Genomic DNA, 24,738 nt, shown 5'->3' with positions numbered 1-24,738 from the left:
CTTAGTCGGTCACCGTGACGCGTGTCATCACATCAGGCTGGCCGATCACGGCCCCGTTCGGCCCGTTGCCGCGTTTGATCGCATCCACGATCTCCATGCCTTCGGTGACTTCACCGACCACGGTATATTGCCCGTTCAGGAACTCACCCGCATCGAACATGATAAAGAACTGGCTGTTCGCGGAATTCGGGTTCTGAGCGCGCGCCATGCCGACCACACCGCGCAGGAACGGCTTGTCCGAAAATTCGGCCTTGAGATCAGGCCGAGCGCTGCCGCCCATGCCCGCGCGGCTCATGTCGCCGCCCTCCAGCTTGCCAAATTGCACATCCCCGGTCTGCGCCATGAAGCCTTCGATCACCCGGTGAAACACAACCCCGTCATAGGCCCCCTCAGCGGCCAGCGCGGTGATCTGTTCCACATGCCCCGGCGCGATATCCTCAAAGAGGTCAATCTTGACGGTGCCATTGGCCTCGCCCGCGATCTCGATCTCGAGCCCCGTCGCAAGCGCAGGACCTGCCAGCAGGCTCAGTGCAAGTGCGATCTTATACATCTGCGGCCACCTTGACGCTGATCATCCGGTCCGGGTTCGCGGGCGGCTCGCCGCGCGTGATGGCATCGACATGCTCCATGCCCGCGATCACGCGGCCATAGACCGTGTATTGACCATTCAGGAAATGGTTGTCGCTGAAATTGATAAAGAACTGGCTGTTGGCGCTGTTGGGGTTCTGGCTGCGTGCCGCCCCCAGCGTGCCGCGATCATGCGGGATCTTGGAAAACTCGGCCTTTAGATCGGGCAGGTCGCTGCCGCCTGTGCCAGCCATGCGCGGATTGTAATCCTTTTCCATATTCGCGTGCTGCACATCGCCAGTCTGCGCCATGAAGCCGTCGATCACACGGTGAAAGGCCACGTTGTCATAGTGCCCTGCGCGGGCCAGTTCCTTCATCCGTTCGCAATGGCCCGGCGCGATGGCAGGCAACAGCTCGATGGTGACAGTGCCACCCTTCAGCTCCATCAGAATGGTGTTCTCGGGGTCCTTGATCTCGGCCATGGGGCTCTCCTTGATAAATATGCCCAGATACCTAGGCGGTTCCCGCGCGATTGCCAAGCACAGAGGTTGACGCTGGCAAAGACCCGCGCCAATAGAGGCGCGACCAGATTTCGGGAGGCCTGAGGCATGAGCTGGAAAACCCTTGACGACATGGATCTGACCGGCAAGCGCGTGCTGGTGCGCGTCGATATCAACGTCCCCGTTGAAAACGGCCTTGTCACCGACGCAACCCGGATCGACCGGATCGCCCCCACCGTTCTCGACATTCTGGCCAAGGGCGGGCGGCCCATCCTTCTGGCGCATTTTGGGCGTCCCAAGGGCAAGGTCGTGCTGGACATGTCCCTGCGCGTGACCGTGCCGGCGCTCGAGGCCGCCTTGGGCCGCAAGGTGCGGCTGATCGAAACGCTGGAAGGGGCCGAGAACCTGACGGACGAGGCCCTGGCCTCTGACGTGCTGCTCCTTGAGAACATCCGCTTTCACCCCGGCGAAGAGGCGAACGATCCCGCCTTTGCCGCTCGTCTGGCCCAGCTTGGCGATGTCTATTGCAACGATGCCTTTTCCGCCGCCCATCGCGCCCATGCCTCAACCGAAGGGCTGGCGCATCACCTGCCCTCTTGCGCGGGCCGCCTGATGCAGGCGGAATTGCAGGCGCTCGAGGCCGCGCTTGGCACCCCGAAACGCCCCGTCGTGGCCGTTGTCGGCGGGGCCAAGGTCTCGACCAAGCTCGACCTCCTGGGCAATCTCGTGGCAAAGGTGGACAGCCTCATCATCGGCGGCGGCATGGCCAATACCTTCCTCGCGGCCATGGGCCTCGAAGTGGGCAAATCGCTCTGCGAACATGACATGACCGCCACCGCCCGCGAAATCATGCTCAAGGCGGGGGCCGCAGGCTGCAAGATCCTGCTTCCCGCCGATGTGGTCGTGGCGCGCGACTTTGCCGCCGGGGCCGCGCATGAAGTGGTGGGCGCCCATGCCTGCCCGCCCGATGCCATGATCCTTGACGCAGGCCCGCAAGCCGTGGCGCGCATCATCGCCACGCTCGATGCCGCCAAGACGCTGATCTGGAACGGCCCGCTGGGTGCCTTTGAAATTGCCCCTTTTGACACCGCCACCAACGCCGCCGCCTCTCACGCCGCGCACCTCAGCCGGGAGGGCAAGCTCACCTCGGTCGCAGGGGGCGGCGATACCGTGGCGGCGCTCAACAAATCCGGTGCCGCAGAGGGTTTCACCTATATCTCGACCGCAGGCGGTGCCTTTCTGGAATGGATGGAAGGCAAGGATCTGCCCGGCGTTGCAGCACTCAAGGCCTGAGCCATACCACAGCGCCCGCCTGTTAGCGCCACCACGATTGCAAGCCCCGCGCCCCTCGCCTAAGAGGGCGCGAGACCATTTAATGCTTCAGGGGTGTTCCATATGAGCAAGACCGAACAGGCCAACAAACTCCGCGCGGGCCAAGGCTTTATCGCCGCCCTCGACCAGTCGGGCGGCTCCACCCCCAAGGCGCTGCGCCTCTACGGGATTGAAGAAAGCGCCTATGGCTCCGAGGCGGAAATGTTCGATCTGGTGCACGCCATGCGCGCGCGCATCGCGCAGGCACCGGAATTCACCGGCGACAAGGTTCTGGGCGCGATCCTGTTCGAGATGACCATGGACCGCGACATCGGCGGCAAACCTTCGCCCGCCTTCCTCTGGCAAGAACGCGGCGTGGTCCCCTTTCTCAAGGTCGACAAGGGCCTTGCCACGGATACCGATGGCGTCAAGCTGATGAAACCCATGCCCGATCTCGATCCGCTCTTGGAGCGCGCGGTCAAGGCGGGGATTTTCGGCACCAAGATGCGCTCGGTGATCGACGCCGCCAACCCTGCGGGCATCGAGGCCGTCGTGGCCCAGCAATTCGACGTGGGACAGCAGATCCTCGGTCATGGCCTTGTGCCGATCATCGAGCCCGAAGTGACCATTTCGATCCAGGACAAGGCCGAAGCAGAAGAGATCCTGCGCGCCGCCATCCTCGCGCAGCTTGACGCGCTGCCGGCCGATCAAGAGGTGATGCTCAAACTCACCCTGCCCGAATCCCCTAACCTCTACGAGAGCCTCGTCAACCACCCCCGCGTGCTGCGCGTCGTGGCGCTCTCGGGCGGCTATAGCCGGGATGAGGCCAACGCGCGTCTGGCCCAAAATCGCGGCGTCATCGCCAGCTTCAGCCGCGCCCTGACCGAAGGTCTCTCGGCGCAGCAATCGGATGCCGACTTCAACGCCACCATCGCGAAATCCATCGACGACATCTACCGGGCCTCCATCGCGGGCTGATCGCCCGCAGCTTCATCTGGCCCAAAATACCTCGGGGGAGTCCCGGATGAAATCCGGGACGGGGGCAGCGCCCCCACCCCGCCCTCACCCCTTCGCGCGCTTGGCCTCGGCCACGACCTTCTCCGCCAGATCGCGGGCGATGCCAAAGGCCCCCTTGATCCGGTCGCTCTCGCCTTTCCAGTCGCGGCGCACCACGATCTTGTTGTCGCGCACCTTGGCCAATCCCCGCTCGTCATTGATGAACTCCACCAAACCCTGCGGCGAGGCGAATTTGTCGTTGTGAAACTGGATCGTGGCCCCTTTCGGCCCGCCATCGAGCTTGGCAATGCCCGCGCGTTTGCACATCGCCTTGATCCGCACCACCAGCATCAGCATGTTCACTTCGCGCGGCAGCTTGCCAAAACGGTCGATCAACTCGGCGGCAAAGCCTTCCAGCTCCACCTTGGTCTCCAACCCGCTCAGGCGGCGGTAGAGCCCCAGACGCACATCGAGATCGGGCACATAATCCTCGGGGATCAGCACCGGCACGCCCAGATTGATCTGCGGCGCCCACTGCTCGTCGCCCTCCGACAACCCCTCCATCTGGCCCGATTTGATCTTGGCAATCGCCTCTTCCAGCATGGATTGATAGAGCTCGTAACCCACATCGCGCATCTGCCCGGACTGTTCCTCGCCCAGCAGATTGCCCGCCCCGCGAATATCGAGATCCTGTGAGGCCAGCGTGAACCCCGCCCCCAATGTGTCGAGACTGCCCAGCACCCGAAGCCGCTTTTCCGCCCCCGGCGTCAGCGGCACGCGCGGCTTGGTGGTGAGGTAGGCATAGGCGCGCGTTTTCGAGCGCCCGACCCGCCCCCGGATCTGATAAAGCTGGCTGAGGCCAAACATATCGGCCCGGTGAATGATCATCGTATTGGCCGTGGGAATATCGAGGCCCGACTCGACGATCGTCGTCGCCAGCAGCACGTCGTATTTGCCGTCGTAGAACGCATTCATCCGCTCGTCGAGGTCCCCCGCTGCCATCTGCCCATGGGCGATGACATAGGTCACTTCCGGCACCTGTGTTTTCAGGAAATCCTCGATCTCGGGCAGATCGCTGATGCGCGGCACCACATAGAACGACTGCCCGCCGCGATAATGCTCGCGCAAGAGCGCCTCGCGTACGGTGACACTATCGAATTCGCTCACATAGGTGCGGATCGATAAACGGTCCACGGGCGGCGTGCTGATGATCGACAGATCGCGCACCCCCGACAGCGACAGTTGCAGCGTGCGCGGAATCGGTGTCGCGGTCAGCGTCAGCACATGCACATCAGAGCGCAATTGTTTCAACCGCTCCTTATGCGCCACGCCAAAGCGCTGTTCCTCGTCGATGATCAAGAGACCGAGGTTCTTGAACCGTATGCCCTTGGCCAAGAGGGCATGGGTGCCCACGACAATATCCGCCTCGCCGCGCGCCATGGCATCGCGGGTCTTGGCCGCCTCGCCCGTGGAAACAAAGCGCGACAGGGGCCGCACATTGACGGGAAAGCCGCGGAACCGCGACGCGAATTCCTGATAATGCTGCCGCGCCAAGAGCGTCGTCGGCGCAATCACCGCCACCTGTAGCCCGGACATCGCGGCGACAAAGGCCGCGCGCATTGCCACCTCGGTCTTGCCAAAACCGACATCGCCACAGATCAGCCGATCCATCGGCGCGCCGGACCCCAGATCGTTGAGCACATCCTCGATCGCGTGCAACTGATCGTCGGTCTCCTGATAGGGGAACCGCGCGGCAAACGCCTCCCAGGCGTGATGTTCCGGCTCTATGACGGGCGCGCTGCGCAACGCGCGCTCGGCCGCCACCCGGATCAGACGATCCGCCATCTCGCGGATACGCTCTTTCAGCCGCGCCTTCTTGGCCTGCCAGGCGCCGCCGCCCAGCCGGTCAAGCAGCCCCTCTTCGTGCCCGTATTTCGACAAAAGCTCGATATTCTCAACCGGCAGATAGAGCTTGGAGCTTTCGGCATATTCCAGCACGAGGCATTCATGCGCCGCGCCTGCGGCTGTGACCACCTCCAGTCCCAGATACCGCCCGATGCCGTGATCCACATGCACCACCAGATCGCCGATGCTGAGGCTCTGCGCCTCGGTCAGGAAATTCTCGGCCCGCCGCCGTCGCGGCGCGCGGATCAACCGCTCACCCAGCACATCCTGTTCGGAAATCACTGTCAGCCCCGGCGCCTCAAACCCGCTCTCGAGCGGCCAAACCGCCAGATGCAGCCCATGCTTGCCGATGCCCTTGGCGCTGCTGACCCCGACCGCGCCGATCAGCCCCTCATCTTCCAACAGCCCCTCAAGCCGCTCGCGCGCGCCCGTGGAATAGGAGGCCACCAGCACCGGGGACTTCTCAAGCTTTGCCTGAATATGATCCTTCAACGCACTGAAGAGATTTATGTTTTCCTGCTGGCGTTCCGGCGCGAAATTGCGCCCGATACGCCCGCCCGCGTCGATCACCCCCGGCCCGGTCGCCTGCGGCAGCGCCGCGAATTGCAACACGCGCCGGTTCGCCACCGCCGCCGTCCACGCGGCATCGTCGAAATAGAGCAGACCGGGCGCCACCGGCTTGTAGACCGTATCGCCCCGCGATTTCTGGCTCAGCGCCAGATGCCGGGTCTCGTATTGATCCGCGATACTGTCCCAACGCGCCAAGCGCTGCGGCGTCACCTGCTCATCGAGCGTGATGGTGGCGCCGGGCAGATAATCAAAGAGACCCTCCAGCCGCTCGTGAAAGAACGGCAACCAATGTTCGACCCCAGCATGTTTGCGCCCGGCACTCACCGCCTCGTAGAGCGGATCATCGGTGCCCGCCGCGCCAAATTCGATCCGGTAATTCTGGCGAAAGCGGCGGATCGCCTCTTCGTCCAGAATGACCTCAGACACCGGGGCCAACTCCACCCGGTCCAGCTTTTCCGTGGTGCGCTGCGTGCCCGGATCAAACCGACGCACCCCGTCCAGCACATCACCAAAGAGGTCAAGCCGCACCGGCCCCCCCTCGCCCGGCGGGTAAATGTCGATGATCCCGCCGCGCAGCGCATAGTCCCCCGGCTCAGTCACCGTGGGGGCCTGCGTGAACCCCATCCGCACCAGAAACTCGCGCAACGCCTTTTCGTCGACCCGCTCGCCCACCGCGGCGACAAAGGCCGCACCGCGCAGCACTGCGCGCTCAGGCACGCGCTGCGTGGCGGCATTGAGCGTGGTCAGAAGGACGAATTGCGACGGACCGCCATGCGCCAACCCCGCCAGCGTCGCCATCCGCGTCGCGCTGATTTCGGCATTGGGCGACACGCGATCATAGGGCAGGCAATCCCACCCCGGAAAAGTCATCACCGGCATGTCCGGCGCAAAGAACCGCAACGCCGCCTGCATCGCCACCAGCCGCTTGTCATCCCGCGCGATATGCAGAACCGGCGCGCCGGTCTTGGCCACTTCGGCCAGAATGAGCGTGGCGTCAAAGCCTTCGGGCGCGCCGCCCACGGTGATATGCTGCGCCTTGGTCATGATCTTCCTGCGTCTTGCGCCCGGTCAGTGGCGCGTGTCATCCCAGAATATTGGCGTTCATGTTCTGATACATGCCCCACATGGCGGTCACGAAAATCGACACCATGCCAATCACCTGAATAATCAGGCGATGGGTCTGCAACCGCTTGATCAACGCGGCCCCTGTCCACCCCTGCACCGCGATGCGCTGCGCCATCCGCACGGACAAGCCCCCGACCAGCAAAAGCGGAAATCCGAGCAAGAACAACGCCTGAGCGAATTCGTTGTGATAAACGAAACCCAGCAACACGAGCGTGGTCAGAATGAACGCCGTGATCCCCGCCATCAACAACCCGGATTCCTGTACCAGATAGAGCAAGCGGTTGATATTGATCCGCACCATATCCTCGAAATCCGTCATCGCCTGCGCGCTGCGGCCCTTGCGGGCACGAATGGCCATGTCCCATGGCACACCCATCACCCAATGACTTGCCGAGGACCATGTGACCGCCAAGGCGATCCAGAACCAGAGGTTGCTGAATGACCGCATGTCGATCAACTCGAAAACCGTGTCGTACAAGTCCAAATCCGCGCCCCTCTTGCCGCATCGTCGCCTCTCTTAGCGCCGGTGCGCGGCAATTCCTACCCTTGAGATGCGCGAATTTCCATGCCACTCAGTCAGGGTTGATCCAGCCAGAAAGACCGCCCATGCGCCCGACCCAAGCCGCCTTTCCCGCCACCCGCCTGCGCCGCACCCGCGCAACCCCCAGCATCCGCGCCCTCGTGGCCGAGAATACGCTGACAGCGGGCGATCTGATCTGGCCGCTTTTCGTGCGCGACGGCGACGGGATCGAGGAACCGGTGCCCTCCATGCCCGGTGTCATGCGCCGCTCCATCGACCGCGTGGTCGCCGCCGCCCAAGAGGCCGCCGATCTGGGCATCCCGGCCATTTGCCTCTTTCCCTATACCTCGTCCGAGAACCGCACCGCCGATTGCGCCGAGGCGTGGAATCCAGAGAACCTCAGCAACCGCGCCACCCGCGCGATCAAGGCCGCCGTGCCCGGCATCACCGTGATGACCGATGTCGCACTCGATCCCTATTCCGACACCGGCCACGACGGCTTTGTCGTGGAGGGCGAGATCGTCAATGACGCCACGGTCGAGGCTCTGGTGAAACAGGCGCTGTCTCAGGCTGAGGCGGGCGTCGACATCATCGGCCCGTCCGACATGATGGACGGGCGCGTGGGCGCGATCCGCGCAGCGCTCGAGGCGAACGGCTATCCCAATGTGATGATCATGTCCTATGCCGCCAAATACGCCTCTGCCTTCTACGGCCCGTTCCGCGATGCGGTGGGCGCGGCAAACGCGCTCAAGGGCGACAAGAAAACCTATCAGATGAACCCCGCCAACACCGACGAGGCCCTGCGCCTGATCGAGCGTGACCTCAGCGAGGGGGCCGATATGGTGATGGTCAAGCCGGGGATGCCTTATCTCGACATCTGCCGGCGGGCCAAGGAAACCTTTGGTGCACCCACCTTTGCCTATCAGGTCTCGGGCGAATACGCGATGATCATGGCCGCCGCGCAAAACGGCTGGATTGACGGCGAGCGCGCCATGCTGGAAAGCCTGATGTGCTTTAAACGCGCCGGTTGTGACGGGGTGCTGACCTATTTCGCGCCCGAAGTGGCGCGGCTCTTTTCCAGAGGGTAGCGCTCGCGCGCAGTATCCCGCGCATGACCGCAATCCATGGTGACACCAGCGTTGCTTGCCCCTATACTGAGTGTCAGACCGGTATGAGACAAAAGACCGGCCCCATACGAGGCAACAGACAGGCAATCCCATGAGCATTCTGACCAGACGCACCTTTACCCTCGGCCTTATGGCTGGCACGCCGCTCCTTGCGGCCTGCGGCAATGGCGTGGGCAGTTCCGGCGCGGCCACCATCGACGCCCGTGTCGATGCCACGCTGAACCAGATGTATTCCCGCTATCCCAACACGCGCGATCTTGCGGCTAAATCCAACGGCATGCTCATCATGCCGGTCGTGACCGAGGCAGGCTTTCTCGTCGGCGGCGGCTTTGGCCGCGGCGCGCTGCGCATCAACAATGTCACGGTCGATTACTATTCCGCCACCAAGGGCAGCGTCGGCCTTCAGATCGGCGCGCAGCAATTCGCGCATGTGCTCTTTTTCATGACCCCCGATGCGCTTGAGAAATTCCGCCGCTCCTCCGGTTGGGCGGCCGGTGCCGATGTCGAATATGTGTTCAATGACCGGGGCGAGAACCTTCGCGCCGACACGACCACCTCCTCCAGCCCGGTTATCGCTGTGATCTTCGGTCAGGCCGGGGCCTTGGCGGGCGTCTCGCTCGAAGGCATGAAATATACCCGTATCATCCCCTGATACCCTCTATCGCGACGCCGCACGCCCTAGGGCGCTGCGGCGTCAGAGCGGCCAGACGATCAGCAAGAGCGGCAGGCTGACCGCCACCACCAGCACTTCCAGCGGCAATCCGAGCCGCCAGTAATCGCCAAAGCGAAACCCGCCCGGCCCGAGAATAAGCGTGTTGTTCTGATGCCCGATGGGTGTGAGAAACGCACAAGACGCGCCAATGGCCACCGCCATCAGAAAACTGTCCGGGCTGACGCCCAGCGTGCCCGCAATGCTCAGCGCGATGGGGCACATCACGGCGGCAGTCGCGGCGTTGTTCATCACATCCGACAGAAACATCGTGGTGATCAGGATCACCGCCAGCGCCGCCACCGCCTGCCCTCGCGCCACCTCTGCCACCAGAAACTCCGCCAGAACCCCGGCTGCACCCGTGGCCTGCATCGCCCCAGCCACGGGAATGAGCGCGGCCAAAAGAACGATCACCGGCCAGTCAATCGCCGTGTAGACCTCTCGCGGAGGCACCGTGCGAAACAACATCGAGGCCAGCACCGCCAAAGCAAAGCTCGCCGCCGCTGGCAGCACCCCAAACGTGACCAACAGGATCGCCATGCCCATGATCGCCGCCGCCGTGATCGCCATCCGACGGCTTGGCAGGCGCAAATCGCGCGCGCCCAGCGGCACACAGCCCGTGTCATGCATGAAATCCGACAGCGACTCCGCCGGTCCTTGCATCAAGAGCAGATCACCCGAGCGCAGCTTGACCGAGCGCAATCGCGCCCGCGGGGCCTGCCCGGCCCTTGCCACCGCCAAGAGGTTCAGACCATAGCGCGTGCGCAGGTGCAGGTCGCTGGCCGACAAGCCGACAATCGACGATGCAGGCAGCACCGCCACCTCGCGCAGCACCGTATCGCGCTCTTCTCTCGACTTGGCCTCCTCGCCGTCCTCCGCCTCTTCCTCCTCCGGTGCTGCATCCTTGGCGCGTTTGACAGCCTCCTCCAGCGTCAAATCGAACACCGACAGCGTTTCGGCCACCGCCTCGACATCCGCCTCCAGCACCAGCACATCACCTGCGCGAATGCGCCGCCCGCCATGCGGGGCCAAGAGGCGCACCTCATTGCGCACCAGCGCCACCACCTGCGCATCAGAGCTTTCAACCTCCCGCTCGAAGGCGCGCAGCGTTAGGCCGATGGCCTTGCTGCCCTCGCCCACCCGCACCTCGGTCATATAGGCCCCTGCATCAAATTCCGACGCGCCCGCCGCCTTGCGCCTGGGCACCAACCGCCAGCCGATCACGGCAATGGCCACCACGCCCAGCAGCGCCACCGTCACGCCAATCGGCGCAAAATCGAACATCGCAAAGGCGCCGCGCCCAGCCTCGTCGCGAAAGCCCGAGACAATCAGATTGGGCGGCGTGCCGACCAGCGTCGTCATGCCCCCCAGAATGGTGCCAAAGGCCAAAGGCATCAAAACCTGCCCCGGCGGCATCTCAAGCCGATGGGCCAGTTGCACCGCCACCGGCATCAAGAGCGCCATCGCCCCAACATTGTTCATGAACCCCGACAACATCGCCCCAAGACTCAAGAGCGCCGCCATGCTGACAAAGCGCCCCGCCTCACGCGGCAGCACCGCCCGCGCCAGCGCATCGACCGCGCCGGTATTTTGCAAACCTTGGCTCAGCACCAGCACGCAAGCCACGGTGATCACTGCCGGATGGCCAAACCCGGCAAAGGCTTCGGCGGCGGGTACCAGCCCTGTCACGACGCAGGCCATGAGCGCGGCCAACGCCACCACGTCATGGCGCAGCCGCCCCCACAAAAACAGACCCATGGTCAGCGCAAGCACGCCGAGAATCATCATCTGCGGGGCTGTCATCGGGCGATCCTCCAGACCGGAAACGAGAACCCACGACAAAATCACGGACCTGCGGGCGCTTCAACCGCCCGCGGCGTCAATATGCCCTCAATGCAGCGTGAATTCGCCCACCACATTGCGCCACTCCCCCGGCGCGATCAGCTTGCGATGGGTGAAACGCACCGAATGCAGCGGGCCCTCGAGCTCGCGCTGCCAGAATTCGATAAAACCAAAAAGCTTGGGATGATCCGGTGCCAGATCATAATCCTGCCAAAGGTAACTGTTCAGTACGTTGCGAAAATCGGGCATCCGGTAGAAGAATTCCGCCGTCGTCAGCCCGTATCCCTTGAGCATCATTTCCGTCTCAGACATCTGCATGTGTCTCTCCTGTCACTGCCTGACAGGATCATGGTGCCAGAAATAAATTACTTTTCAATTAAAACAGTATATTAGCACTCTGCTTGCCCGGCTGACAAAGGCAATTCCCCAGCCCCATTGCACCCTATATCCTGCCTCTGATATAGTCCTTTCAACAAGATATAGAGAATGATCACAGGACGGTCCCAAACGTGAGCGATACGCCCCAACCCCCTGAAAACATGGATGAAACCCCGCCAGAGCGGCCCAGCCACAGCGGCCCCTCCGTCTCGATCACCCATGAGATGAAAACTTCCTATCTCGATTACGCCATGAGCGTGATCGTCAGCCGCGCGATTCCCGATCTGCGCGACGGCCTCAAACCCGTGCATCGCCGCATCCTCTATGCCATGCACGAGAGCGGCAATACCCACGATAAACCCTACCGCAAATCCGCCCGTGCAGTGGGCGATGTGATGGGTAAATATCACCCGCACGGCGATTCCGCGATCTATGACGCCCTTGTGCGTATGGCGCAGGATTTCTCGATGTCCCTGCCCCTCCTCGATGGTCAGGGCAATTTCGGCTCCATGGATGGCGATAACGCCGCCGCCATGCGCTACACCGAAGTGCGCATGGACAAACCGGCCGCCTATCTCTTGGCCGATATTGAAAAAGAGACCGTCAATTTCCAGGACAACTACGACGGCAAGGACCGCGAGCCCACCGTCCTGCCCGCCCGCTTTCCCAACATGCTGGTCAATGGCGCAGGCGGCATCGCCGTCGGCATGGCCACCAATATCCCGCCGCACAATCTGGGAGAGGTGGTCGATGCCACGCTGGCGCTGATCGACAACCCCGATCTCGAGAGCGAGGATCTGATCCAGTATATCCCCGGCCCCGATTTCCCCACCGGCGGTCTCATGCTCGGGCGGTCCGGCGCGCGCAAGGCCTATCTCGAGGGGCGCGGCTCTGTCATCATCCGCGCCAAGACCCGCGTCGAGGAAATCCGCAAGGACCGCTTTGCCATCGTCATCGACCAGATTCCCTATCAGGTGAACAAGGCCACGATGATCGAAAAGATCGCCGAGGCCGCCCGTGACAAGCGGATCGAGGGTATCAGCCATGTGCAGGACGAGAGCGACCGCAACGGCGTACGCGTGGTGATCGAGTTGAAACGCGACGCCACCGCCGAGGTGGTGCTCAATCAACTCTATCGCTTTACCCCGATGCAGACCTATTTCGGCTGCAACATGCTGGCCCTCAATGGCGGCAAGCCAGAGCAGTTGACGCTGCACCGGTTCCTCTCGCTCTTCATCACCTTCCGCGAAGAGGTGGTCGCGCGCCGCACCGCCTATGACCTGCGCAAGGCGCGCGAGCGCGCGCATGTGCTCTGCGGTCTGGCGGTCGCGGTCTCCAATGTCGACGAGGTGGTCGCTACCATCCGTGGCTCCATGGATGCCGCCGAGGCCCGGCAAAAACTGATGGAACGTCGCTGGCCCGCAGGTGACATCCTGCCCTATATCGCGCTGATCGACGACCCCAGCCACCGCGCCAACGAGGACGGCACCTATAACCTGTCCGAGGTTCAGGCCCGCGCCATTCTCGATCTGCGCCTGCAACGCCTCACACAACTGGGCGTCAAGGAAGTCACCGACGAACTCCAGGACCTCGCAGGCAAGATCAAGGAATATCTCGCCATCCTCGCCAGCCGCGAGCGGATCATGCAGATCATTTCCGACGAGCTGCGCGAAGTGCGTGAACTCTTTGCCGTCCCCCGCCGCACCGAGATCGTGGATTGGTCTGGCGACATGGAGGACGAAGACCTCATTGAGCGCGAGGATATGGTCGTGACCGTCACCAGCGGCGGCTACATCAAACGCACGGCCCTGGCCGATTTCCGCGCCCAAAAACGCGGCGGCAAGGGTCTGTCGGGCATGGCCACCAAGGACGAGGATGTCGTCACGACGCTCTTTGTGGCCAATACCCACACGCAGCTTTTGTTCTTCACCACCTCCGGCATGGTTTACAAGCTCAAGACTTGGCGCTTGCCACTCGGCGGCCGCACGTCCAAGGGCAAGGCGATCGTCAACATCCTGCCTATTCCCACCGGGGTCTCCATCGCGGCCATCATGCCCGTCGACCGCCCCGAAGAAGATTGGGAAGACCTGCAAATCGTCTTTGCCACCTCTGCAGGCGATGTGCGGCGCAATGCGCTGTCGGATTTCACCAATGTCATGCGCAACGGCAAGATCGCGATGGACCTGCCCGAGGGCGTGGAATTGGTCAATGCGCGCATCTGCGGCCCCGAGGATGACGTGATGCTGGTGACGGACTCCGGTCGCGCCATCCGCTTCCCCACAACCGAGGTGCGCGTGTTCAAGGGCCGCAAGTCCACCGGCGTGCGCGGCATCCGCCTCTTGGGCGATGACCGCGTGGTGTCGATGTCCGTGATCCGCCATTTCGACGCCTCCGCCGATGACCGCGCCGCCTATCTCAAGATGCGCCGCCAACTGGCCGGGGCCGAGGACGACGGCACTGGCGAGGACGAAGGCAATGCCGACGCCGCCCTCAGCACCGAGCGGTTCGAGGAAATGCAGGCTGCCGAAAACCTGATCCTGACCATCACCGCGCGCGGCACCGGCAAACTCAGCTCCAGCCATGACTACCCCGTGCGCGGGCGCGGTGGCATGGGCGTGCAGGCCATGGACAAATCCATGCGCGGCGGTGCCGTAGTGGCCTCCTTCCCGGTCACACTCGAAGACCAGATCATGCTCGCCACCTCCAAGGGCCAGTCGATCCGCGTACCGGTCGATGGCATCTCCTTCCGCTCGCGCAGCGCAGGCGGGGTCAAGGTGTTCAACACCGGCACCGGCGAAGAGGTGGTTTCCGTGGCCTGGATCGCCGAGCAGGCCGAAGAGGACGAGACCGCCGAAGGCTGAACCAGCGCCCCCGCGACAGGGTATCATCACGCTCCGGCCGCATTTTCGCCGGATTTACCATGATGATACCCTAGTCGCCTCGCGGCATGGTTGTATTTGTCTCCTTCGGTTCCCGGCACCTCTCACTGCGGATTGTCTCATGGCCAAGCCCACCAGCGCCAGCATGGACCAAACCGGTCTCAACCTGATCCGGATCGTGATCGGTTCGTATTTCCTCGCGCTCTCGCTTGATCTCGTCTCCGGGCTTGATGCGGCCACGCTCTTTGCCGCCCTCATGCCCCATGCGGCGGCGGATTTGATCGGCTCGACGCTGCTCTTTTGCCTAAGCGCGGCCCTGATGGCCGGGCTGCACCTGCGCCTTGCGGCGCTGAGCCTCGCACTCTTGGTCTTCTGCTCCAGCCTCGTGCAAAACCTCATCGCCGTCACCCCCGAGAGCCTCTCGGCCTTCTGGCGCGACCTGACCTTGGCGACGGCGGTGTTGCTCACCTATCTCACGCTCGGCCCCGGCGCGCTGCGCCGGGCCTCGGTGCTGGCCCACCGCGCCCGCCTGCGCCGCGCCATGGCCCAAAGGGCCATCAGCCCGCGCCGCATCACGCCGCAACCGGCACCAAAACGCCCCGTTCAGCAGGAAATCCGCAGCGCCCTCGCCGCAGCCACGATCACGCATCGCCCCGCCGACCGGGATGAGGACGCCGTCGACAATATCTTTGTGAATATCTGACCGGGCCCGCGCCGCTTAACCCAACCTAAACTCTTCCGGCGCAAAATGGACGCGTGACCCCTTGCGCCGGATGCCCGCCGATGAACCTCTATTGCTGCATGATCGACCTCAGGCAGGATGCCAAGGCACTGGCTTTTGCCGCCGCTCTCGATGCCTGGCTCTCGCATCTGCACCACTACGGCACCATCGGCCGCTGGCGCCTATTGCGGCGCAAACTCAATCTCGCCGCCGATGCCTATGGTGATTTCCTGCTTGAAATCGAGGTCGATGATCTGGCCCAGCTTGACTGCGCCTTTCGACTGACCGGCGCGCAGGACGAGGTGACAACCGTGCTGCATGACCGGGTGCATGCCCAGATCGCGCAGGCGCGCTTTGCGCTCTATCGCCCCTTCCCCGATGCCGAACGCGCCGAACGCATGTCCCTCATCTGAGCCCTGCATCATCTGGCCAAAAATACCTCAGGGGGTCCGGGGGACAGCGTCCCCCGCCTATCCGCCCGCTTGTCTCAGCCGCCCGGCTTAGTTCGCGACGTTGTTCGCGGTCGAGGCAAAGCCCACCACCGTGCCAAAGAGGCCAAGGATGGTCTGCACGCGTGTGACCGGCGATTCGGTCGCAAGCAGCGTGTCGCCCGGATTGATCTGAAACTGCCGCGCCGCAAAGAGACCATCCGCATTGGTGAAATCCAGCGAGAAAATCACCTGCCGCATCTCGGGGCCGGGCTTGTCGGGGTTGATATGCTGCCGCTCATATTCACGCAGCACCAACAGCCCCTTGGGATCGGCGCGCGCAGCACTCAGGCCGCCCATCATCGAGACCGCCTCCATCGCCGTGACCTGCTCATCCTCAAAGGCGATCACCTTCTGGCTGCCCGCGGCCCCCAGCACGTTGAACGTGCGGTCATCCTCGGTCACGACGATCTGATCCCCGCCCCGCACCAGCGCATTGCGCGCCGGCTCGGCATATAGGCTCTCCGCCCGCGTCTCATACACCTGCCCGCCCCGCTGCAGTATCACCAGCGGATTGACCATTGCGGGCGAAATGCCGCCCGCGCTCGCCAACACGCTCAGAATGCGCGTGTTGCGCGACTCAAGCGGATAGTTGCCAGGTGCGGCCACACCTCCCACCACATCGACGGCATTGTTGCGCCCCGGCTCGACGGTCAACTGCACCTGCGCCGATGGCGCGATCTCCAGCATCCGCTCCTGCAACGTGGCGCGCGCCTCGGATTCGGTCATGCCACGCAGGTTGATCTCACCGATATAGGGCATGAACACCGTGCCCGAAGGCGAAACCGTCAGTCCCGCGACAGGGGTCGAGCGCGACGCCTCGCTGGCCAGCAAGGAATTTTCCTGATTGTCCCAAACGATGACATTGAGCCTGTCACCCGTCTGGATGGTCGACGAATCCGGGCCACGGCTGGCGGTCAGCCAATGGTAACTGCCCTTCCAGCCCGACGCAGGCCAGAGCGCCAGCGCCGGGGTCGAGCGGCGCGTGACCTCGACCACCTGAAAAGTCGGTGCCTTGTTGTCCTTTTCGGCCAGAACCTCGCTTTGCAGGGCGGCACCCCGGGGCAGACTGCACGCCGCCACCGCAGCAAACATCATCATTCCGAGGATAATCCTGATTGTGCGCGTCACTCTCCGACTCCCCGGTTCCTCTGGCATTGCATCGGTTCCTACCCCGGTCCTGCCGTGCTAGACAATCGGAATCTGCCCATCAACGACAGGCAAAGCCGCATGCTGGCCGAAATACGCCATGACCCAACCGCGCTGATCACCGGTGCCACTGGCCGTCTCGGAACTCTGCTGCGGGCGGCCTGGCCGGCCACGACCGGCCCTCGCCCCCTGTGGCTGGCGCGTCGGGAACCGGCGGATATCCTGTGGTCTCCGGGCGGGGCGCTGCCGCCCAATCTGCCCCCTTGCGACACGGTGATCGCCCTTTGGGGACAGGTCACAGGCACGCCAGAGGATCTCTCGGCCAATGTCGCGCTCGTGCAACACGGGGCGGAACTGGCGCGGGCCTGCGGTGCACGGCGCATGCTTCACCTCTCCTCTGCCGCCGTCTACGGCCCCGGCACCACCCTGACAGAAGCCGACCCACCCCAGCCCGCCAATGCCTATGGCCAGGCCAAGCTGGCGATGGAGGCGGCGGTGCGCGCCCTGCCCCCCGGCGAGACGCGCCATTGCTGCCTGCGGTTGGCCAATGTTGTAGGGGCCGATAGCCTCGCCTCGGCCCTGCGCGCCGCTGATGGCGCGGTGTCGCTCGACCGCTTCGCCGATGACACCGGCCCCTTGCGCAGCTATATCGCCCCGGGCGATCTCGCGCAGGTGCTCTGCGCGCTGTCAGAGCTTTCCCCAGACCGCCTGCCGGACGTGCTCAACGTGACCGCCCCCGCACCCGTGCCGATGGAAAGCCTCGCGCGCGCCGCCGGACGCCCCCTGATCTGGCGAAAAGCCCCGGAAAATGCGGTGCAGGCCGTCACCCTTGATGGCACATCTCTTGCCGCTCTGCTTCCATTTCTGTATCTGAAACAGACAGCACAGCAGATGATCGACGACTGGCACAGTTTGGAGATGGCAGCATGACCCCGGCCAAAAGGGCCTTTGACGTGGCATTCGCGCTGCTGCTGATCGTGCTTTTGTCACCGTTCATCGTCGTGATCGCGCTTTTGATCGCGATCTGCGACGGGCGGCCCGTGTTCTACCTCTCGGAACGGATGAAGACGCCCGATACCCCGTTTTGCCTGTGGAAATTCCGCACCATGCGCGTGGTGGCCAACGATTCTGGCGTCTCCACCGGATACAAGCAGCATCGCGTCACGCCGCTTGGCCGCCGCCTGCGCGCCACCCGCCTTGATGAACTGCCGCAACTGCTCAACGTTTTGCGCGGTGACATGAGCTTTGTCGGCCCCCGCCCGCCGCTGCGCTGCTATGTCGAAAGCTGCCCGGACATCTACGCCCGCGTGCTGGAAAAACGCCCCGGCGTGACGGGACTGGCCACGCTCGTCTACCACCGCACTGAAGAAAAACTGCTCTCGGCCTGCACCAACCACGAGACCGGCGAGACCACCTATGTCACCCGCTGCATCCCGCGCAAGGCGCGGCTCGACCTGATCTGGGCACGTCATCAGAGCCTCTGCTACGACATCCGCCTGATCTGTCAAACGGTGATTCGCGTCTTTTCCCGGCGGCGCACAGTCCGGGCCAACCGCAGCTGATCCGAATGGCTGACGACCGCTATCGCATATATTTTAGACCAATCGGCTAAAAATTGCTCAGAATCGTCTCTCGGCTTTTCAAAACGCTGTTAATCGGCATTCCTTAAGACGCCATGAACGCATACAAAAGATTTGATTTCGACGTACTTGATCTCAGGGGTTAGTGCCGTGCTGTACAAAACCGTCACCTCACTGAAGCAGGGCCAGAAACAAGCGTTTTTCCTGACGCTGGATATGCTGATCGTCGTCGTGTCCTACGTCTTTTCCGTGATTCTCTTCATGGGGCCCACAGCCCTTTCGAGCAATCTCGTCGCTGCCTCCAACGATCTCTTCGCAATGATGTGCGTCGCGGCGGCGCTCGCCACCTATTTCGGCCTGCACAAGGTCAAGCTGAAGTCCTACGAGATGCACGGCATGCTCAGCTCTGGCTGGGTGGCGCTCGCCATCACCGCCAGCGGGATTGCCTTCTCGCTCTTGGACACCAGCGTCGCAGCCCCCGCCACGGTCTATATCGTCTGCGGCATGATGTTCCTCATCCTGTCCGCAACCTCGCGATTGGTGCTGCGCACCGCCCTCTTGCGCATCTACCGCAACGGCAATCGCCGCCTGCGGGTGCTGATCTACGGGGCCGGTCAGACCGGCCAACAGCTTGCGACGGCGCTGGCAACCGACGATGCCGTGCTGCCCATGGCCTTTGTCGATGACGAACCGCGCCTGCAATCTCTGACCATCGCCGGGCTCAAGGTCTACAAGTCCGACGATCTGCCGGACCTTGTAAAGCGTTATGACATTCAGCGCGTGATCCTTGCCATGCCCAGCGCGCCCCCCGCCAAACGCACCCTGCTCACGCGGCGCATCGCGGAACATGGGATAGAGGTGCACGCCCTGCCCTCCTTTGCCGACCTGATTTCCAACGACGCCCGCAGCCTCTATCAAAGCCGCCCCGTCGATGTGAACGAGCTATTGGGCCGCGACGGGCTTGAGGACAAGCTGCCCGGCTCCCGCGACAGCTACAAGGGGCGCTGCATTCTCGTCACCGGCGCGGGCGGTTCCATCGGCTCGGAGTTGTGCCGCCAGCTGATCGCCTATGATCCCGGACATCTGATCCTGCTCGATCACGCCGAACATGCCCTGTTCGAGATCGAGCGCGAATTGCGAAGCCTTGCACCCGAGATGCGGATTTCCCCCGTTCTGGGCTCGGTCTGCGAAAAATCCCTCGTCAACGTGCTCATGCGCTCGCGCAAGGTGGAAATCGTGCTGCACGCCGCCGCCTACAAACATGTGCCCATGGTCGAATCCAACGCCATCGAGGGGATGCGCAACAATGTCATCGGCACCCGCACCGTGGCACAGGCGGCGCGGGACGCGGGCGTCGAACGCTTCATCCTCGTCTCCACCGACAAGGCCGTGCGCCCCGTCAGCGTAATGGGCGCCTCCAAACGCTTTGCCGAAATGATCGTGCAGGACCTCGCCACCCGCACCAGCACCACGCGCTTTTCCATGGTGCGGTTCGGCAATGTGCTGGGATCGTCCGGCTCGGTCATCCCGCTCTTTGCCGAGCAGATTGCCCGCGGCGGACCGGTCACGCTGACCCATGCCGATGTCACCCGCTACTTCATGACCATCCCCGAGGCTGCGCGCCTCGTGCTCTTGGCCGGCTCCTTTGCCCGAGGCGGTGATGTCTTTGTGCTCGACATGGGCAAACCCATCGCCGTGCGCGACGTGGCGCGCAAGATGATCGAAGGCTCAGGGTTGACGGTGCGCGATAAACAGAACCCCCATGGCGACATTGAAATCCAGATCACCGGCCTGCGCCCTGGCGAAAAGCTCTATGAGGAACTGCTGATCGGCTCTGACATGCTGACCACGCCGCACCCCAAGATCCTGCGCGCCCAAGAGGGGCATCTGTCTGAAATCGAACTCGCCAAGGCGCTCAAATCCCTCTCCGAGGCGATCGAGACACGCGATGTGGCCCTCCTGCGCAGCGTGCTGGCCCAGTGGATCGAACAGATCGAAGACCGCCCCGACGCCACCGTCAATCAATAGGCCTCAGCCCGCCAAGTCACCAAATTTCCGGTCGAGATAATCCAGAAGCGGCCCCGCCGTCGGGGCAGCGCCACAGGCGCGCGCAATGACCTCCGCCGGCTCGAATAGCCCGCCATGCCGCTGCACAGACGCGCGCAGCCACGCCGTCGCGGCGGTCAGATCGCCCCCGCGCCAACTGCGCCTCAAGCTCCGGCACCGCCTCCTGCAAGGCGGCAAAGAGGCATCCGGCATAGAGGTTACCCAGACTATAGGTCGGGAAATAGCCAAACAGCCCCACGGACCAATGCACATCCTGCAACACACCCTGCGAGGCGCGATCTACGGCATATCCGAAATCGGCGGCAAAACGATCGTTCCACGCCGCCTCAAGATCGGCCACGCCCAGATCCCCCGCGATCAAGGCCCGCTCCAGATCATAGCGCAGCATGACATGCAGGTTGTATTGCACCTCATCGGCCTCTGTGCGGATATGGCCGCGATGCACCCGGTTCACGGCGCGATAGAATGTCTCTTCGTCGGCAATACCGAAATCGCCGAACCCATCCCGCATCCGCCCATAGAGCCAGCCACAAAACGCCCGGCTGCGCCCCAACTGGTTCTCGTAGATCCGGCTCTGGCTCTCATGCACACCCATGGACACCCCCTGACCGAGAGGGCTCAGGCGATAGTCGGGGTCGATCCCCTGCTCATAGCAGGCGTGCCCGACTTCGTGGATGGTGGAATAGAAACAGTTGAACGGGTCCACCTCGCTCACCCGCGTCGTGATGCGCACATCATCCCCGCTGCCGGAGCTGAACGGATGCACCGCCAGATCAAGCCGCCCCCGGTTCAGATCATAGCCAAAGACCTGCGCCAGTTCTCGCGACAGCGCCAATTGCGCGGAGCGATCGAATGTGCCCTCCAGCTTGGGCCACTCCACATCCAGCGCCACCCCACGCAGCGCCACCAGCCGCGGCCGCATCTCGGCGAACATCGCATCAAGCTTGGCCGCGCCCATCCCCGGCTCGTAATCCTCGAGCAGCGCATCATAGAGCGCGCCGCCCGTCGACAGCGCCGCCGCTTCCTCGCGCTTGAGCCGAACCACCTCGGCCAGCACGGGCGCAAAGGCGGCATAATCATCCGCCGCCCGCGCCTCGGCCCACTGCCCCTGCGCCCGGCTCGTGAGGCGGGCCAGCGCCACCGCCAGATTTCCCGGAACCTTGACCGCGCGCTCGTAATCGCGCCGGATGTGGCGCAGCTGCGCCCGCGCCACAGGCTCGGTTGCCTCCGCCTCGGCCTGCGCCAGCACATCGCCCCGCGCCGGGTCCACCCGCCGCGCATGCAGCACCGCCTGAATCGCACCCGATTCCTCGGCCCGCTGATCGGCGGCCCCGCGCGGCATCATGGTTTCCTGATCCCAGCCCAGCCGCCCGGCCACCTGCGCCAGGGCCTGCGTCTCGCGCTCGCGCGCCATCAGATCGTCATAGGCGCTCATGCTCAGGTGCCCCGAATTGAGGTGGCGCGCGGATACTGGCTCAGGAACCGCGCCCGCAGGATCAGCACCCAGAGGACCACCGCCACGAATTGATGCGCAATCGCCAACTGCCAGGGCGCGATATAAAGCACCGTCATGATGCCCAACACGATCTGCAACAGCAGCACGGCAAAGGCAGCGGTAAAGGCCCCCCGCGTGCGCTCATGCGCGCTCTTGCGCCCACGCAGCCAGACCACCACGGCAAAGACCAGCAAGAGATAGCCGCTCATCCGGTGAATGAACTGCACCGTGCCGGGGTTCTCAAAGAAGTTCCGCCACAGGGGCTGCAAGTCCATCATATCGGGCGGCAGGAATCCCCCCGCCATCAGCGGCCAGTCGGTATAGCTGCGCCCCGCATCAATCCCCGCCACCAGCGCCCCCAGCAGGATCTGCAAGAACGCAAAATGCATGAGCCCCGTCGAGAGACTATAGAGCTTCGCCTCGCGCCCGCGCCGCGCCTGCATCAGCTCGCGCTCTTCGCGCCCGAGCAGGAACACGAACCACGCGATCACCCCAAGGATCACAAAGGCCAGCCCCAGATGCGTCGCCAGGCGGTAAGAGGCCACCGCCACCATCTCGCCCGTCAGACCCGAGGACACCATCCACCAACCGATAGCGCCTTGCGTGCCGCCCAAAGCGCCCAAGAGCAGCAACCGCCCGCTCCAGCCCTTGGGGATCTGCCGCGCGACGAGAAACCCGAAAAAGCCCAAGGCCCAGACCAGCCCGATCACCCGGCCCAATTGCCGGTGCCCCCATTCCCACCAATAGATGAATTGAAACTCCGCTAGGGTCATGCCCTTGTTGATCAACTCGTACTGCGGAATGGCGCGGTATTTGTCGAATTCCTCCATCCAATGCGCCTCGGACATCGGCGGCAGCGCCCCCGTCACCGGCTTCCATTCGGTGATGCTGAGGCCGCTGTCGGTGAGGCGTGTCAGGCCCCCCACCGCGATCATCACCACGACCAAGGCGAAAAGGACCATCAGCCAGACCCGGATCGCCCCCCGCGCACCGCGTCGGCCCGCGTCGATCATGCCGCCCTGTGGCACGGGCTTCTCGGCCCCGGTCTGTCCCACCTCTTCGAAAATGCTGCGTTTTCCGCTCATGCTCACGCCTCTTTCTGTTCGCACCCGGCAACACTAGGGCGCGTCCCTGCCTGCTTCAACCGCGTGCCTTCCAGCGGACCATCTGCCGCATCACCCCGTGCAGGGTCTGCACATCGGCACGCGTCATCGGCATCCGGCTCCACATGTTGCGCAGGTTGGTCTTCATGCTCTCGGCCTTGTGCTCGGGAAAGAAAAACCCGGCCTCCTCCAGCCGCTCCTCGTAATGCGCGGCCAAGGCCTCGACCTCGACCTGCGCGGCCCAGTCAGTCTTGGCCAGATCGACCCGCTCGGGCACGACATGCCCCGCCGCGCGTTGCCATTCATAGGCCACCAAGAGCACGCATTGCCCCAGATTGAGGCTGGCAAATGCCGGATTGACCGGCACGTTGATGATGGCATTGGCACGGGCGATGTCATCATTTTCCAGCCCCGCGCGCTCTGGACCGAACAGCACCGCCACCTTCTCGCCCGCCGCGATCTTCTCGGCGGCCAGAACCATGGCGCGCTCGGGGCTCAGGACCGGCTTGGTCAGCCCGCGCGCCCGCGCGGTCGTGGCCAGAACAAACGTACAATCTTCCACCGCGCCCGCGGTATCCGCAACCAACAGCGCCTCATCAAGAAGCCGCCCCGCCCCGCTTGCCATGGCATCTGCCTTGGGATTGGGCCAGCCATCGCGCGGCGCCACGATCCGCATCCGGTCGAGGCCAAAGTTCCACATCGCCCGCGCTGCCGCCCCGATATTCTCGCCCATCTGCGGACGCACGAGCACAAAGGCTGGCTGGGGTCGGTCACTCGGCATCGGCAATCTCGCTTCGGTGTCATGCAAGGGGGCCCGCCACTGGCAAGCCCCCCTTCATCGGTATTCAGATACTCATATCGACCAGCCCCGCAAGGCGCTGTCGGATCGGATCACTCGGCCGCCTTGGTTGCGACCTCGCCACCCGTCTCGTCAGCGTTGCCACTCTCAGCCTTGGGCGGACGCTTGGCACGTGGCTTGCGGGGGCGCTTGGGGGCCTCGGCGCTGGAGGCGGGGTTCGCCTCTGCCGTCACCTGTGCCTCCGGTTCAGCCCCCTGCTCCGGCGCAGAGCCCGCATCGCCCGCGCGGTCCTGTCCACGGCGCGGTCCCCTTTCGGGCGCATGCGCCCGACGGCGCGACGGCTCGGGTTGCGGCTTGCTCTCGGGCGTCTCGACCAGACCGATGTCCCGGTCGTCATAGCCGCCGATCACATCGGGTTGCGTCTGTGCGGCAGGATCCTGCGACACCGGCTGCTCAGCCTCGTCGCTCTCGCGGCCACCGGACCGCTCTGGCCGGTCGCGGTCGCGCTCCTGTTGGCGGTCGCGGTTGAACCGTTCCTGCTCCTCGCGGCGCGCATCCTGCTCTTTCTGCGCCTCGCTCAGCAGGCGCAGATAGTGCTCCGCATGCTGTTGGAAATTCTCGGTTGCGACCCGGTCGCCCGCCAATTGCGCATCGCGCGCCAATTGGTTGTATTTCTCAATGATCTGCTGCGGCGTGCCGCGTACCTTGCCTTCGGGTCCGGAACTGTCAAACACACGGTTGACGACATTCCCGACGGTGCGGTTGCGGTTCGGCTTGTTCCGCTGACGTGACTTCGATGATCTCATATGGTGCTGTCCAGCCCTGATGCTCAAAATGTTCGCTTGACCCGATGGGCGCCCCTTGCGTCGAATAAAACCGGATCGGACATGTTCTGGCTTGGTGTCAA

The 24,738-nt window shown here is 63.7% G+C and carries 20 protein-coding genes and 1 pseudogene; 10 read left to right on the top strand and 11 right to left on the bottom strand.

The features are described 5' to 3' along the window. Position 1: 1 nt before the first annotated feature. On the bottom strand, positions 2-550 hold the full coding sequence (locus tag ROSMUC_RS03010; RefSeq protein ID WP_037269355.1) for a peptidylprolyl isomerase: 549 nt from the start codon (positions 548-550) through the stop codon (positions 2-4). Further along, a complete protein-coding gene (locus ROSMUC_RS03005) occupies positions 543-1,049 on the bottom strand; it encodes a peptidylprolyl isomerase (protein ID WP_037269353.1) in 507 nt (168 codons plus the stop codon). The genes ROSMUC_RS03010 and ROSMUC_RS03005 overlap by 8 nt, the downstream gene beginning before the upstream one ends. Before the next feature lie 126 nt (positions 1,050-1,175). On the opposite strand from ROSMUC_RS03005, the gene ROSMUC_RS03000 reads away from it, so the two are divergent. Next, positions 1,176-2,360 (top strand): phosphoglycerate kinase, encoded by a 1,185-nt coding sequence (locus tag ROSMUC_RS03000; protein ID WP_037269351.1) that lies wholly within the window; start codon positions 1,176-1,178, stop codon positions 2,358-2,360. Positions 2,361-2,462: 102 nt separating this feature from the next. Next, positions 2,463-3,356 (top strand): fructose bisphosphate aldolase, encoded by an 894-nt coding sequence (locus ROSMUC_RS02995; protein WP_037269348.1) that lies wholly within the window; start codon positions 2,463-2,465, stop codon positions 3,354-3,356. 84 nt (positions 3,357-3,440) lie between these two features. On the opposite strand, the gene mfd is transcribed toward ROSMUC_RS02995, so the two are convergent. Both mfd and ROSMUC_RS02985 read right to left on the bottom strand, forming a co-directional pair. Further along, on the bottom strand, positions 3,441-6,893 hold the full coding sequence (gene mfd / locus ROSMUC_RS02990; RefSeq protein ID WP_037269346.1) for a transcription-repair coupling factor: 3,453 nt from the start codon (positions 6,891-6,893) through the stop codon (positions 3,441-3,443). Between the two features lie 37 nt (positions 6,894-6,930). Next, complete coding sequence (locus ROSMUC_RS02985; RefSeq protein WP_037269343.1) at positions 6,931-7,458, bottom strand: hypothetical protein; 528 nt, start codon at positions 7,456-7,458, stop codon at positions 6,931-6,933. Between the two features lie 122 nt (positions 7,459-7,580). Between ROSMUC_RS02985 and hemB the strand changes: the two genes are divergently transcribed. After that, positions 7,581-8,582 (top strand): porphobilinogen synthase, encoded by a 1,002-nt coding sequence (gene hemB, locus ROSMUC_RS02980; protein ID WP_037269341.1) that lies wholly within the window; start codon positions 7,581-7,583, stop codon positions 8,580-8,582. Between the two features lie 130 nt (positions 8,583-8,712). After that, on the top strand, positions 8,713-9,273 hold the full coding sequence (locus tag ROSMUC_RS02975; protein WP_037269339.1) for a lipid-binding SYLF domain-containing protein: 561 nt from the start codon (positions 8,713-8,715) through the stop codon (positions 9,271-9,273). Between the two features lie 42 nt (positions 9,274-9,315). Here the strand turns inward: ROSMUC_RS02975 and ROSMUC_RS02970 are convergent, their stop codons facing one another. Both ROSMUC_RS02970 and ROSMUC_RS02965 read right to left on the bottom strand, forming a co-directional pair. Then, the gene (locus tag ROSMUC_RS02970; RefSeq protein ID WP_245875097.1) at positions 9,316-11,178 is read right to left on the bottom strand and encodes an SLC13 family permease; all 1,863 of its coding nucleotides are present in this window, start codon (positions 11,176-11,178) and stop codon (positions 9,316-9,318) included. Positions 11,179-11,220: 42 nt separating this feature from the next. Then, positions 11,221-11,490, bottom strand: a complete 270-nt coding sequence (locus ROSMUC_RS02965; RefSeq protein WP_037269335.1) for an usg protein — start codon at positions 11,488-11,490, stop codon at positions 11,221-11,223. Between the two features lie 221 nt (positions 11,491-11,711). Here ROSMUC_RS02965 and gyrA point away from each other — a divergent pair, with 221 nt between their 5' ends. The 3 genes from gyrA (at position 11,712) to ROSMUC_RS02950 (ending at position 15,563) form a co-directional block, all read left to right on the top strand. Next, the gene (gene gyrA / locus ROSMUC_RS02960) at positions 11,712-14,411 is read left to right on the top strand and encodes a DNA gyrase subunit A (protein ID WP_037269332.1); all 2,700 of its coding nucleotides are present in this window, start codon (positions 11,712-11,714) and stop codon (positions 14,409-14,411) included. A 139-nt stretch (positions 14,412-14,550) separates the two neighbouring features. Continuing rightward, positions 14,551-15,132, top strand: coding sequence for a hypothetical protein (locus tag ROSMUC_RS02955; protein ID WP_037269330.1), 582 nt, complete (start codon positions 14,551-14,553; stop codon positions 15,130-15,132). A gap of 80 nt (positions 15,133-15,212) precedes the next feature. After that, the gene (locus tag ROSMUC_RS02950) at positions 15,213-15,563 is read left to right on the top strand and encodes a DUF6614 family protein (protein WP_037269327.1); all 351 of its coding nucleotides are present in this window, start codon (positions 15,213-15,215) and stop codon (positions 15,561-15,563) included. An 87-nt stretch (positions 15,564-15,650) separates the two neighbouring features. Here the strand turns inward: ROSMUC_RS02950 and ROSMUC_RS02945 are convergent, their stop codons facing one another. Continuing rightward, positions 15,651-16,769, bottom strand: a complete 1,119-nt coding sequence (locus tag ROSMUC_RS02945) for a polysaccharide biosynthesis/export family protein (RefSeq protein ID WP_342748333.1) — start codon at positions 16,767-16,769, stop codon at positions 15,651-15,653. Positions 16,770-16,868: 99 nt separating this feature from the next. Here ROSMUC_RS02945 and ROSMUC_RS02940 point away from each other — a divergent pair, with 99 nt between their 5' ends. From ROSMUC_RS02940 to ROSMUC_RS02930, 3 genes are all read left to right on the top strand, one after another. Continuing rightward, a complete protein-coding gene (locus ROSMUC_RS02940; RefSeq protein WP_037269886.1) occupies positions 16,869-17,717 on the top strand; it encodes an NAD-dependent epimerase/dehydratase family protein in 849 nt (282 codons plus the stop codon). After that, the gene (locus ROSMUC_RS02935; protein ID WP_037269324.1) at positions 17,714-18,349 is read left to right on the top strand and encodes a sugar transferase; all 636 of its coding nucleotides are present in this window, start codon (positions 17,714-17,716) and stop codon (positions 18,347-18,349) included. The genes ROSMUC_RS02940 and ROSMUC_RS02935 overlap by 4 nt, the downstream gene beginning before the upstream one ends. A 168-nt stretch (positions 18,350-18,517) precedes the next feature. Then, positions 18,518-20,395, top strand: coding sequence for a polysaccharide biosynthesis protein (locus ROSMUC_RS02930; protein ID WP_037269323.1), 1,878 nt, complete (start codon positions 18,518-18,520; stop codon positions 20,393-20,395). Between the two features lie 3 nt (positions 20,396-20,398). On the opposite strand, the pseudogene ROSMUC_RS02925 reads toward ROSMUC_RS02930, so the two are convergent. The 4 genes and pseudogenes from ROSMUC_RS02925 to ROSMUC_RS02910 form a co-directional block, all read right to left on the bottom strand. Beyond that, positions 20,399-21,869 (bottom strand): annotated as a pseudogene (locus tag ROSMUC_RS02925) (carboxypeptidase M32). 2 nt (positions 21,870-21,871) lie between these two features. Beyond that, positions 21,872-23,014 (bottom strand): heme A synthase, encoded by a 1,143-nt coding sequence (gene ctaA / locus ROSMUC_RS02920; protein ID WP_037269322.1) that lies wholly within the window; start codon positions 23,012-23,014, stop codon positions 21,872-21,874. A gap of 55 nt (positions 23,015-23,069) precedes the next feature. Continuing rightward, positions 23,070-23,813: an RNA methyltransferase gene (locus tag ROSMUC_RS02915; RefSeq protein ID WP_037269320.1), complete on the bottom strand. Its 744-nt coding sequence runs from the start codon at positions 23,811-23,813 to the stop codon at positions 23,070-23,072. 110 nt (positions 23,814-23,923) lie between these two features. Next, a complete protein-coding gene (locus tag ROSMUC_RS02910; protein ID WP_037269319.1) occupies positions 23,924-24,637 on the bottom strand; it encodes a DUF4167 domain-containing protein in 714 nt (237 codons plus the stop codon). Positions 24,638-24,738 lie beyond the last annotated feature (101 nt).

Origin of the sequence: Roseovarius mucosus DSM 17069, from assembly GCF_000768555.3 — a bacterium.
GTDB classification, from domain to species: Bacteria; Pseudomonadota; Alphaproteobacteria; order Rhodobacterales; family Rhodobacteraceae; genus Roseovarius; species Roseovarius mucosus.
Note: the sequence above shows the minus strand (reverse complement) of the source record. Positions and strands in the feature narration are given on the sequence as shown.

Bases quoted from the DNA above. Each gene is read 5' to 3' on its own strand.
- ROSMUC_RS02935 (WP_037269324.1), top strand. From the start codon at position 17,714: ATGACCCCGGCCAAAAGGGCCTTTGACGTGGCATTCGCGCTGCTGCTG.
- ROSMUC_RS02975 (WP_037269339.1), top strand. From the start codon at position 8,713: ATGAGCATTCTGACCAGACGCACCTTTACCCTCGGCCTTATGGCTGGC.
- ROSMUC_RS02915 (WP_037269320.1), bottom strand. From the start codon at position 23,813: ATGCCGAGTGACCGACCCCAGCCAGCCTTTGTGCTCGTGCGTCCGCAG.
- ROSMUC_RS02950 (WP_037269327.1), top strand. From the start codon at position 15,213: ATGAACCTCTATTGCTGCATGATCGACCTCAGGCAGGATGCCAAGGCA.
- ROSMUC_RS03010 (WP_037269355.1), bottom strand. From the start codon at position 550: ATGTATAAGATCGCACTTGCACTGAGCCTGCTGGCAGGTCCTGCGCTT.
- ROSMUC_RS02995 (WP_037269348.1), top strand. From the start codon at position 2,463: ATGAGCAAGACCGAACAGGCCAACAAACTCCGCGCGGGCCAAGGCTTT.
- ROSMUC_RS02910 (WP_037269319.1), bottom strand. From the start codon at position 24,637: ATGAGATCATCGAAGTCACGTCAGCGGAACAAGCCGAACCGCAACCGC.
- ctaA (WP_037269322.1), bottom strand. From the start codon at position 23,014: ATGAGCGGAAAACGCAGCATTTTCGAAGAGGTGGGACAGACCGGGGCC.
- ROSMUC_RS02940 (WP_037269886.1), top strand. From the start codon at position 16,869: ATGCTGGCCGAAATACGCCATGACCCAACCGCGCTGATCACCGGTGCC.
- gyrA (WP_037269332.1), top strand. From the start codon at position 11,712: ATGGATGAAACCCCGCCAGAGCGGCCCAGCCACAGCGGCCCCTCCGTC.
- ROSMUC_RS02965 (WP_037269335.1), bottom strand. From the start codon at position 11,490: ATGCAGATGTCTGAGACGGAAATGATGCTCAAGGGATACGGGCTGACG.
- hemB (WP_037269341.1), top strand. From the start codon at position 7,581: ATGCGCCCGACCCAAGCCGCCTTTCCCGCCACCCGCCTGCGCCGCACC.
- ROSMUC_RS03005 (WP_037269353.1), bottom strand. From the start codon at position 1,049: ATGGCCGAGATCAAGGACCCCGAGAACACCATTCTGATGGAGCTGAAG.
- mfd (WP_037269346.1), bottom strand. From the start codon at position 6,893: ATGACCAAGGCGCAGCATATCACCGTGGGCGGCGCGCCCGAAGGCTTT.
- ROSMUC_RS03000 (WP_037269351.1), top strand. From the start codon at position 1,176: ATGAGCTGGAAAACCCTTGACGACATGGATCTGACCGGCAAGCGCGTG.
- ROSMUC_RS02955 (WP_037269330.1), top strand. From the start codon at position 14,551: ATGGCCAAGCCCACCAGCGCCAGCATGGACCAAACCGGTCTCAACCTG.